Origin of the sequence: Streptomyces sp. AC558_RSS880 (genome assembly GCF_019049255.1) — a bacterium.
In the GTDB taxonomy this organism is placed as follows: Bacteria; Actinomycetota; Actinomycetes; order Streptomycetales; family Streptomycetaceae; genus Streptomyces.
Genome location: NZ_JAGMUJ010000039.1, coordinates 1 through 7,652, shown reverse-complemented (window position 1 = coordinate 7,652; position 7,652 = coordinate 1). Strand labels below are relative to the sequence as shown.

5 protein-coding genes and 1 pseudogene are annotated in these 7,652 nt (G+C 72.5%); 2 read left to right on the top strand and 4 right to left on the bottom strand.

Annotated elements, in window-relative coordinates; translation table 11 throughout:
• Positions 1-315: 315 nt before the first annotated feature.
• Positions 316-867 carry a MarR family winged helix-turn-helix transcriptional regulator gene (locus KUM38_RS16890; RefSeq protein WP_217130204.1) on the bottom strand — a complete coding sequence of 184 codons (552 nt, stop codon included), beginning with the start codon at positions 865-867 and terminating at the stop codon, positions 316-318.
• Between the two features lie 123 nt (positions 868-990).
• Here KUM38_RS16890 and KUM38_RS16885 point away from each other — a divergent pair, with 123 nt between their 5' ends.
• Positions 991-2,265: an MFS transporter gene (locus KUM38_RS16885; RefSeq protein WP_217130205.1), complete on the top strand. Its 1,275-nt coding sequence runs from the start codon at positions 991-993 to the stop codon at positions 2,263-2,265.
• A 53-nt stretch (positions 2,266-2,318) separates the two neighbouring features.
• Here the strand turns inward: KUM38_RS16885 and KUM38_RS16880 are convergent, their stop codons facing one another.
• Together KUM38_RS16880 and KUM38_RS16875 are read right to left on the bottom strand one after the other, a co-directional pair.
• On the bottom strand, positions 2,319-3,968 hold the full coding sequence (locus tag KUM38_RS16880) for a SpoIIE family protein phosphatase (protein WP_217130203.1): 1,650 nt from the start codon (positions 3,966-3,968) through the stop codon (positions 2,319-2,321).
• Between the two features lie 173 nt (positions 3,969-4,141).
• Positions 4,142-5,521 (bottom strand): NAD(P)/FAD-dependent oxidoreductase, encoded by a 1,380-nt coding sequence (locus tag KUM38_RS16875; protein ID WP_217130202.1) that lies wholly within the window; start codon positions 5,519-5,521, stop codon positions 4,142-4,144.
• Between the two features lie 378 nt (positions 5,522-5,899).
• Between KUM38_RS16875 and KUM38_RS16870 the strand changes: the two genes are divergently transcribed.
• Complete coding sequence (locus KUM38_RS16870; protein WP_217130201.1) at positions 5,900-6,658, top strand: TetR/AcrR family transcriptional regulator; 759 nt, start codon at positions 5,900-5,902, stop codon at positions 6,656-6,658.
• Positions 6,659-7,274: 616 nt separating this feature from the next.
• On the opposite strand, the pseudogene KUM38_RS16865 reads toward KUM38_RS16870, so the two are convergent.
• A pseudogene (locus KUM38_RS16865) lies at positions 7,275-7,652 on the bottom strand (asparagine synthase); the annotation flags it as partial.

Sequence of the window (7,652 nt, the reverse complement as noted above, 5' to 3'; positions counted from 1 at the left end):
GCGTTTCCCTTTCCGGCGGTTCCGACTCTATCAGATCCTTTCGGTCCTGATTCCCGGTCAGATCGGGTTGTCTTCGCGGCCGTTGGGCCGTTCCGACGTCTCAAACCTTAGCGGACTCTCTCCGCGTTTCTCAAATCGAGAGATGGAATTGAATTCGGGCATGCCGAAATCTTTCCCACCGGGAGGTTGTGCTGAGGTTTTGAGTGCCGCAGTCGCGGCGGAAGACGCTGCCGAAGAACCGTTACGGCCCCGTGGCAACCCGAAGAACCTTACGGACCGGCAAGGGGGCTGTCAAGCGTCCCTGGTCGAGATCTTTCAGTCCAGGTCGCTGAGGCGTCCGCCGGCATCCGGCTGGGCGTGTTCCACCCGGCGCAGGAGGCGGGTGAGGACCTCGCCCAGCGTCGCCCGCTCGTCCGGGGCGAGGTCCTGGAGGAGGTCCTCCTCGAAGACGGTGGCGAGGCGCATCGCCTCGAGCCACTTCTCCCGGCCGGCGGAGGTCAGCTCCACGATCACGCGGACCCGGTTGGTCTCGTCCCGCTCCCGGTCGACCAGCCCTTCGGCGACCATGCGGTCGATCCGGTGGGTCATGGCGGCCGGGGTCAGACCGAGGCGCTTGGCGAGGTCGCTGGGACCCATGCGGTAGGGGGCGCCGGAGAGGACGAGGGCCTTGAGGACCTCCCAGTCGGCGTTGGTGATGCCGAGCTCGGCGGTCTGGCGGCCGTAGGCGACGTTCATGCGGCGGTTCAGGCGGGACAGCGCGTTGACGATCTTCTCGACCTGGGGGTCGAGGTCCTGGAACTCGCGCTGGTAGGCGGCGATCTGCTCTTCGAGTGTCGGCTCGCCGAGGCCGCCGGAGGTGTCGCCCATGGCCGCAGTATGGCACGCCCCCTCTTTGCCTCGAAGTCCTTCTCTATGTACTCTTTAGCATCGAACTTTAGCTTCTAAGTCTTCACTCCTAACTACTTGAGAGAGGTGAACGTGACCAGGGCGATGGGCGCGGCGATGCGCCGGATCCACGTGGGCAACGCACTCAGCGCGTTCGGGCTGGGTTTCACGGTCCCGTACCTGTACGTCTATGTGGCGCAGGTGCGAGGGCTGGGAGCCATGACGGCGGGTCTCGTACTCGCCGTCTTCGCCGTGGCCGCGCTGATCGTGCTGCCGTTCGCCGGACGGGCGATCGTCCGGCGCGGCCCGCTGCCGGTGCTGCTCGTCGCCCTGGTCACGGCCGCGGTCGGGGCGCTGAGCCTGGGGCTGTCGAGTGGTGCGGCGACCGTGCTGCTGTCGGCGGCGGCACTGGGCGCCGGACAGGCGGTGATGCAGCCGGCGCTCGCGACGATGATCGTGGACTGCTCGACCGCGGAGAACCGGTCGCGGGCGTTCGCCACGCAGTTCTTCCTGCAGAACCTCGGGCTCGGCGTCGGCGGTCTCATCGGCGGTCACCTCGTGGATCCCACGGAAGCGAGCTCTTTCGTCCTCCTCTTCGCGATCGAGGCGGCGATGTTCCTGCTGCTGGTCGTGGTGATGGCGACGGCGCGGATGCCGCACGCGCCACGCGTCGGGGGCGCTCCGGCCCAGTCGGCCAAGGCCAGCTGGAAGCAGTTGCTGGGCAACCGGGCCATGGTGCAGCTGTGTGTGCTGGGCTTCGTGCTGTTCTTCGCCTGCTACGGACAGTTCGAGTCGGGGCTGAGCGCGTACGGCGTCGAGGCTGCCGGGATCTCCACCTCCGCGCTGGGGACGGCGCTGGCCGCGAACACCCTGGTGATCGTGGTGGCGCAGTTCGCGGTGCTGCGGTTCGTCGAGCGGCGCAAGCGCTCGCGCGTGATCGCGTCCGTGGGGCTGATCTGGGCCGTGGCGTGGGCCGTGGCGGGGTACGCGGGGCTGGGCGACGGGAGCCGGACGATGGCGACCGCCGCGTTCATCTCGACGTACGCGCTGTTCGGGCTCGGTGAGGCGATGCTGTCGCCGACGCTCGCGCCGCTGGTCGCCGATCTCGCGCCGACCGGGATGGCGGGACAGTACAACTCGGCGTTCGCCCTGGTGAAGCAGCTCGCGCTGGCCGTGGGGCCGGCGGTGGGCGGGCCGCTGGGTGCCTCGCTGCACGCGCCGTACGTCGTGATCTTCCTGCTGTTCTCGCTGGGCATCACGGTGCTGGCGGTACGGCTCGGGCGGCAGCTCACGGACGTGCAGAACCAGCCGTCGGTGGCGCGGAGCCGTGTGGTGGTGCAGGGGGGCGCGGCAGCGGGGCAGGCTCCGGCGCACGCCTGAGTCACGCGCCCCGGCCTCACTCCCGTAGGCCCCACCCCGTACGCCCGGCTCGGTTACGAGCCGGGCGTCTTCGGCAGGAGGAACTCGCACCAGACCGCCTTGCCGCCGCCCGGGGTGCGTCTGCTGCCCCAGCCGGAGGCGATCGTCGCGACGATCGCGATGCCCCGGCCGGACTCGTCGCCGGGTTCCGCGCGACGGCGCCTCGGCAGGTGGTCGTCGCCGTCGGTGACCTCGATGATCAGACGGCGGTCGGTGCGGCGCAGCCGCAGCCGCATGGGCGGGGTGCCGTGCTGGAGGGAGTTGGCGACCAGTTCGCTGGCGGCCAGGACGCCCAGGTCGTGCAGCTCGACGGGGAAGCGCCAGCTGGTCAGCACGCCGGAGGCGAAGGCACGCGCGCGGGGGGCCGCCTCGACACCGCCGAGGAGCTCCAGCGCGGCGTTGCGGAAGAGCTCGCTCTCCGCGCCCTTGCGGGCGGGGTGCTGGAGGACCAGCACGGCGACGTCGTCGTCGTGGTCCGGGGTCACGCCGGCCGAGCGGACCAGCCGGTCGCAGACGACCTGGGGGCTGCCGGTGGCTCCGGCGAGGGCGCGCTCCAGGGCGGCGATGCCCTCGTCCAGGTCCTCGTTCCTCCGCTCGACCAGGCCGTCCGTGTAGAGGACGGCGGTGGAGCCGGGGCCGAGGGGGACGGAGCCGGACGCGTGCATCCAGCCGCCGGTGCCGAGCGGGGGGCCGGTCGGTTCGTCGGCGCGCCGGACGGTGCCGTTCTCGTCGCGGACCAGGATGGGCAGGTGGCCGGCGGAGGCGTACACCAGGCGGCCCTCGTTGGGGTCGTGGACGGCGTACGCGCAGGTGGCGATCTGGTTGGCGTCGATCTCCATGGCGAGGCCGTCGAGCAGCTGGAGCACCTCGTGCGGGGGGAGGTCGAGCCGCGCGTAGGCCCGTACGGCCGTACGGAGCTGCCCCATGACCGCCGCCGCGCGCACTCCTCGTCCCATGACGTCGCCGATGACGAGGGCGGTGCGGCCGCCGCCCAGGGTGATCACGTCGTACCAGTCGCCGCCGACGGCTGCCTCGGTGCCGCCGGGGTGGTAGGTGGCGGCGACGCGCAGGTCGTCGGGCTCCTCCAGTTCCTGGGGGAGGAGGGAGCGCTGGAGGGTGACGGCGGTCTCGCGCTGGCGGCGTTCACTGGCGCGCAGGCGTTCGGCGGCCTCGGCGTGGTCGGTGACATCGGTGGCGAAGACCAGCACGCCACGGCCCTCGACCTCGGTGACCGGGGTGCAGGTGAAGGTGTAGGAGCGGCCGCCGGGGGCCTTGCGGGACTTCACCGTGCGGGGTTTTCCGCTGCGCAGGACCTGGTCGAGGAGGGGCAGCAGGCCGAGTGCTTCCAGCTCGGGGAGGGCTCCGCGCGCGGGGGCGCCGATCGGGCGGGTGCCGAAGGCCGCCGTGTAAGCGTCGTTGACGTAGGCGATGCGGTGGTCGGGGCCGTGGACCAGGGCGACGAGGGAGGGGACGTGGTCCAGGACCTCGCGCACCTTGAGCTCGTCGACGGCGGGCACGGGCCGTACGTCGTCGGTGAGCTGTTCGGCGCGGGCCCCGGGCACGGAGCCCTCTCCCCGCCGGTCCGGGGAGACCGCCTGCTCGTTCCGCGCTGCGGCGCGGCGCTGCGTTCCGGGGAGCCGGGCGCTCCAGCGCGTGAAGTTCACGAATCCTTGCCTCGTGTAGTTGTCGGCGGCCGGAAACCGGGACCGGCCGGGGCCCCGGGGGCCGCACCGGGGTGGGCGGGGGCCCGCCCGCGGTGGTGGACCAGTCTGGCAGGGTGCCGACCGGGCCGACATCCGTCAGACGCCGGGCCGGCCGGTGGAGTTCCTGGGTCCGGTCAGGACGACCCCTTCGGGTTGTGCGGGGGGTCCTGAGAAGGCTTTCCACCGGCCGCCAGTTCGAACTCCGCCCGGGGGTGTTCGAGTGAACCGAGCGAGACGACCTCCCGTTTGAAGAGCCCGGCGAGCGTCCACTCGGCAGCGACCCGGGCCTTCCGGTTGAAGGTCGGAACGCGGCTGAGGTGATAGGTCCGGTGCATGAACCAGGCGGGATAGCCCTTGAGCTTGCGCCCGTACACCTGGGCGACGCCCTTGTGCAGTCCGAGGGAGGCGACGGAACCGGCGTACTTGTGGGCGTACGTCTCCAGCGGTTCCCCCCGCAGGGAGTGGACGATGTTGTCCCCGAGGACCCGCGCCTGGCGGAGCGCGTGTTGCGCGTTGGGGGCGCACTCCCGCCCCGGCTCCCGCGCGGTGACGTCGGGGACGGCGGCGGCGTCCCCCGCGGCCCACGCGTGCGCGGCCCCGTCCACGGCCAGCTCGGCGGTGCACTTCAGCCGGCCCCGGTCGTTCAGCGGCAGATCGGTGGCCGCGAGGACGGGGTGCGGTTTGACCCCGGCGGTCCACACGACCGTACGCGTGGGGAAGCGCGACCCGTCGCTGAGCACGGCGATCCGGTCGGCGCAGGACTCCAGACGGGTCTCGAGACGTACGTCGATGTTGCGCCGGCGCAGTTCGGTGACGGTGTACCGCCCCATCTCCTCCCCGACCTCGGGCAGGATCCGCCCGGACGCCTCGACGAGGATCCACTTCATGTCCTCGGGCCGGATGTTGTGGTAGTACCGCGCGGCGTAACGGGCCATGTCCTCCAGCTCGCCGAGCGCCTCGACGCCCGCGTAGCCGCCTCCGACGAAGACGAAGGTCAGGGCGGCGTCCCGGAGGGCGGGGTCACGCGTGGAGGAGGCGATGTCCATCTGCTCCAGCACGTGGTTGCGCAGGCCGATGGCCTCTTCGACGGTCTTGAAGCCGATGCCGTGGTCGGCGAGGCCGGGGATCGGGAGGGTGCGCGACACGGAACCGGGCGCGAGCACCAGTTCGTCGTACGCGATCCGCCGTCCTCCCGTGCCCTCCTCGCCGGTGGCGAGCGTGCTGACGGTGGCGGTGCGTGCGGCGTGGTCGATGCCGGTGGCCTCGCCGATGACGATGTGGCACCGGTCGAGGACACGACGCAGCGGTACGACGACGTGCCGAGGGGAAATGGCACCGGCGGCCGCCTCGGGGAGGAAGGGCTGGTACGTCATGTACGGATCCGGGGTGACGACCGTGATCTCGGCCTCGTCCCGCCCGAGTTCCCGTTTCAGTCTCCGCTGGAGGCGCAGGGCCGTGTACATCCCGACGTAGCCGCCGCCGACAACGAGAATGCGCGCACGTTCCTTCACCATCCCATGACGCACCCGTCGCTTGCGTTTGTCCACAGCCCCGACGAATTGTGTGACCGGAAGGCCCGCGCACCCCTGGTTGGCCGATTCACCGCCCTTACCGGAATCCTCACAGGTCAGCAGCGGTGAAGCTGCCCCCGCCCAGGGGTACATTCAGGACGTATACGACCCGTACTCCGATCGAGGGGCGCTCCGTGCGGAACCTGCCCCTTCTGAATTGACCCCCTCTCAACTATGTTCGTCTGTCGACGGGGTGTAGGGGGATGCGCTCATCGGGCTCGCGACGGGCGGGACCGACAAGCCGGACCTGTTCCACACGCCCCGGCCATCAATGGCGGGGAGAAGTCTCCGGGGGGAGACGTCATTACCGGGGGAATACATATGCATGTTCAGGACTCTCATTGGTCTTCCGCTCTCGCGGCCGGCGCGACGATGAGCGCGCCCACGGGCGGCGGACGTCCGGACGGAGCGCGCACGACACCGCTGCGCGTGGACGCCCAGCGCAATCTGGAGCACGTACTGCGTGCCGCGCGGGAGGTCTTCGGCGAGCTGGGTTACGGCGCGCCGATGGAGGACGTGGCACGCCGGGCACGGGTCGGCGTGGGCACGGTGTACCGGCGCTTCCCGAGCAAGGACGTCCTGGTGCGGCGGATCGCCGAGGAGGAGACCTCCCGGCTGACCGACCAGGCACGGGCGGCGCTCGGCCAGGAGGACGAGCCGTGGTCGGCGCTGTCCCGTTTCCTGCGCACGTCGGTCGCGTCCGGCGCGGGACGGCTGCTGCCGCCGCAGGTGCTGCGGGTGGGTGTGGCGGAGGAGCACGGTCTGCCGGACCAGGCGCGGTTGCCGCAGCAGCGGACGCAGGCGGCGGGTGAACTGCGGCTGGTGCCGGAGGCGCCGGTGGCGCCGGTGGCCGTGGCGGCGGAGGACGACGCGGGGGCGGCGCAGCTGCTGGACGTCGTGGGGCAGTTGGTGGACCGGGCGCGGGCCTCGGGTGAACTCCGGCCGGATGTGTCGGTGTCGGACGTCCTGCTGGTGATCGCTACGGCGGCGCCGTCCCTGCCGGATGCGGCGCAGCAGGCTGCGGCGTCGGCGCGGCTGCTGGACATCCTGCTGGAGGGGTTGCGCTCACGCCCGGCGTAGGGGGTGGCTCAGGAGCACCGGTGTGTGCGAGCGGCCGCCCGGTGCTTGCAGGGTGCCCCGCGTGAGCGTGTGCCGGGAGTCGGTCTGCGCGGCCGGGGTTTTGCGGGGTGCTCCGCGTTGACTGGTCGCGGGGGCCGCAGCCCCGGCGTGTTGCGGGGTGCCCCCTGTTGGTGTGGGCCGGAGGGTGTTCGCGCAGCCCGGCGCTTGCGGGGTGCCGTCGCGCCCACCCGTGCCGCCCCAGCGGCACGACTGCCCGCGGGAGCGGGAGGGCGGCGGCAGCGGCTGCCCGCGGGAGCGGGAGGGCGGCGGCAGCGGCTGCCCGCGGGAGCGGGAGGGTGACGGCAGTGACTGCCCGCGGATCGCGTACGGCGGGAGGGGTCGGGGCGGGGGTGGCCGCCCGCAGTGGCCGGCGCGTCCGCGCCCCGCACCCCGTCCGAGCAACGTGATCCGCGCCGGTCCGAGGACGGACACCCCCGACGCGGCCCCGCCCCACCCACCGGCCGTAGGCGCTACGCACGCCCCCACCGGAGCGAAGGCTGCGCCGCAGGCATCCCACCGGACCCGACACCGCGCCACAGGCATCCCACCGGACCCGACACCGCGCCACAGGCAAGTCTCAGCGTGGGCCGGCCGCGCCGGCGCCCAGGGCGCCGCGCTGGGGGGCGATTCCGCCCGGTACCGCGCGCTGGCGGGCCGGAGTGCCCGTCCAGCAGGTTCCCCTGCGGGCCAGCAGACGGCGCAGCCACACCTCCAGGGCGACCAGATCCGCCAGGCCGTCCAGCGGCAGCGGCTCGCCCTCCGCCGCGCCCCGCAGGGCCTTGCGCACCACCCGCGCCTCGACCAGCCCCGCCTCCGCCAGCAGCGGCGTGTCGAACAGCGCCACCAGCGAGTCCGCCGCCACCCGCAACCCCGTACGCGCCGCGGCCGCCGAGCCGGCGGCCCCCGGCGCCCCCCACCCCGCCGGCAGCTCCCGCACCCCCGCCCCCTCCAGCAC